General features: G+C 61.1%; 3 protein-coding genes. 1 reads left to right on the forward strand and 2 read right to left on the reverse strand.

Annotation, left to right across the window (positions count from 1 at the left end; genetic code table 11):
- Window positions 1-215 precede the first annotated feature (215 nt).
- On the forward strand, window positions 216-425 hold the full coding sequence (locus ACLP25_RS23255) for a hypothetical protein (protein ID WP_442471503.1): 210 nt from the start codon (window positions 216-218) through the stop codon (window positions 423-425).
- Between the two features lie 528 nt (window positions 426-953).
- Here ACLP25_RS23255 and ACLP25_RS23260 read toward each other — a convergent pair.
- On the reverse strand, window positions 954-1,205 hold the full coding sequence (locus ACLP25_RS23260; RefSeq protein ID WP_442471504.1) for a hypothetical protein: 252 nt from the start codon (window positions 1,203-1,205) through the stop codon (window positions 954-956).
- An 813-nt stretch (window positions 1,206-2,018) separates the two neighbouring features.
- On the reverse strand, window positions 2,019-2,246 hold the full coding sequence (locus ACLP25_RS23265) for a hypothetical protein (protein WP_442471505.1): 228 nt from the start codon (window positions 2,244-2,246) through the stop codon (window positions 2,019-2,021).
- Between the last annotated feature and the right edge of the window lie 747 nt (window positions 2,247-2,993).

Raw genomic sequence — 2,993 nt, forward strand, 5'->3', positions numbered from 1 at the left:
TGCTTTCCGGCGTCCAGGCGCGCCGTCACAATACAGAGAACCGCTCTTAACCACCGCTTTGCGCACGAGCCGGGATGCGGCCACGCAGAGCCTCGCACGCGATTTGATGTGCTCGTGAAGACCTGCGAGGCGTTCAAATGAAAGACCCTATCGACCGCCGCGCCGCTCTTGGCGCTCTGGCTAGCGTTCCGGCGTGCGGGATTCCCGTTGTCGCAATGGCGACGCCCGTCGATCCGATCCTTACGGCGATCAAGCGCGATGGCATCGCATATCTCGCCTTCGCCGCTTCGCTCAACAGGACCGACGGACGGAAGGCAGCACAGGAAAAAGGTCGCGAAGTCACACAAACCGATGAGGACGCTTACGAAGCCGCCAGCGGCGTCTGGGAGGATGTTGTCAGTGAAGGCGTATGGCGTCAGAGCTAGGCTCGCCGCCCTTCCGCTCGCCGCTTGCGACGATAGTGCGTCATCGGGCGACGGCTTGGTCGCCAGCGCCGAGTGTCCGCGTCCGGGTCGATTTGACCCGTTCGCCACACTGTCGGTGACGTCCGCTATTTGCGCAAAGAAGTCGTACCGCGTTGTATTCGAACGGAGGTCAAACCGAAGGCCGTGCCCGCGCCAAGGCACGCGGGCAGAGTTTGGGGCGACCGTTCAAGCTGACGCAGCATCAGCGGCAGGAAGCCATCAAGCGGCGCGCCCCCAGGGCGAGGAGACGCTTACCGAGATCGGGCGCAGCTACAACGTCAGCGCGCAGACGATTTCGAGGTTAGCAGTATGACCGACTTACACACGCTGGCGAAAACGCGAAATATATACATTAGTCATTCGTCAATACTTTTTGCATCAATTCCGACGAAGGTATTTCTCGCCGGTCGCCCTTTCGTTTTACGTGCCCAGCGCGCCGGAGACGGCCCACCTTGGCGGGTTTGATGTCCTTGGCCTTGGCGGCCTCTTTCAGGTCGCGATCAGTAGCCGCCCGGGCCGCCCCCTCCAGTCGTCCCGGTCATTTTGGAAAAGCCGCACGATAACGTCAGAGAAGCTCTCGCCCGGACGGCGCATTGCTGCGAGCCGGTCGACGACGGCCGGGTCGAGCCAGATCTGAAGCTCGCCCTTCGCGTCAGGGTCGCGCTCGAAGCCGACGCCGCCCAGCGGGAGCGTGTCGACGATCGCCTCGAAGGCGGCGGGGGTGATGCCGATGCGGACCATGGGGCTTTAATATAGGGATGGTCCGGCGGCGGGAATTGCCGGACGTGCTGGTGGCGCTGGCTGCGTGCAAGCGGCGGGAGGATTCAGCCGGCCGTGCGGGGCGCGGTTCACGGACTTTGGGGAACAGAGGGAAATTGCTGACGGCTCCCCACGCGAAGGCGGTGGGGGTGATGCCGATACGGACCATGGGGCTGATATCGCTCGGTCGAGGGAAGAAAGAAACCCGCCAGTTTCTGACGTCCGGAGAATGGCGGCAAAACCGGTGGTAATCTTGACCATGCGGTCAAGTTTTCCCCGCTCCGGCGCGAGCCGTCGCCGCCACGCGCCGCTGCACCGGGCCGATCGGCGCCGGGGCGTCAGTCTCGGAAGTGCTTCCGTTGATGGCATGACCCCGACGACGAAATTGGCCCACTCGCGCTCGCGCTTTAGGATTTCGGCCGTGCTGGCGAGTGATGGGCGCGCAGATTGGACTGCGGCGTCGGCTGAGCTCACGACTTCGGCAGACAACGAGGATGAGCGCAGCAGTGCGTTGCGCTCTTGTCTGTGCACGACGGTGCAACGGTTAAGCGATAACATGCTGTCGGTCGCATCCGAGCGTCTAAGGCCGGTCATCGTGACGCCGTCGATACGCGCCGGCACGCCGGAGAATACATGATAGACGGTCCAGGATCGATCCGCCTCGACCCTTCGACCGTAATCATGATCGTCCGAGTCGGTCGCCCGCGCTCTGCCGTCGTTCTCCCAAATCCCGATCGCCAGTGCGCGTCTTCCAGGTTCGGCGTCTTTGCTGCGGCTGTTCATGTGCGGGTTCTTTCATCCAGTGTTGTTTGCGGCGTCGAACGCGCCCGAGTAAAGCCTGTGACCCTCTCTATCGGTGATAGACATAACGTCGGGCCGCTGCGGCATGTCGAGCGTTCGCGATAGCTGCCGCGCGAGCCTGATCGCATCCTCGAGATCGGCGGTTTCCGCTGTCTCGCGACCGACGACTGCATGGGCGTCGTCAGCCTCGCGTATCCGGTAGAACTCGATCACAATCTTCATCCCCGTTCCTTAGTTCCGTGGAATCGTTACAACTATCAGGTTTCGCCTCCGCCGCGCGGGGCGCGGCGACCGTGATCTGGTTGTCAAACGCGCGGTCCGGACCGTGTTGCGCCTTTTCCTGCTTCGGCTTTCCGATCTCGCGATTTGCTGCGATTATGGCCTTTGACCAAGGCCGAAAGACTTTTCGACGAGAAGTGGCGTTCACGCCGTCGGTCGACGTGGGCATGTGTTCGAGGTTGGCCTGCGTCGTCACGCGTTATGCCTATCCGAACCGGAACGATCCCAATGCTGCCGGTAAATCCGTGGTCAGCGTCGGAGCTATTCAAGGCTTCGAATAGAGCGGCATGTCACGCCGCCATGGCGCATGCTTTCGCTATCGAAAATTCAAGAGAAAATGGGCTCTGATACCCCGAAACCACATACGCTAAACCAGCAAACTATACACATGTACCTCAATTGCGGCTCCAGCAAGGCGTATGGCTGGTTTTATTTTCAATGCGGGACGAACAATTCTTGCATTTCAGTTGAACCGTTGGGCAGATAACAAGAATATGCGACAGACCTTAGCGTAGGATTTTGGGCAGATTCTGCTTGCGACAGGGCAAGTCCTGGAAGGGAGGAGGGAAATGTGACCTGAAACCTTTCGCAGCGGTCCAGAGGGTTCGACGCCCTCCCGGTAGAGGCGCAGCCCGCCAGCCGGAAGCGAGTCTTGCATGGGTGGCGGCGACGTCGCTCGTGAAGCGTAGA

It is taken from the genome of Roseiarcus sp. (assembly GCF_052145395.1).
Taxonomy (GTDB): domain Bacteria; phylum Pseudomonadota; class Alphaproteobacteria; order Rhizobiales; family Beijerinckiaceae; genus Roseiarcus.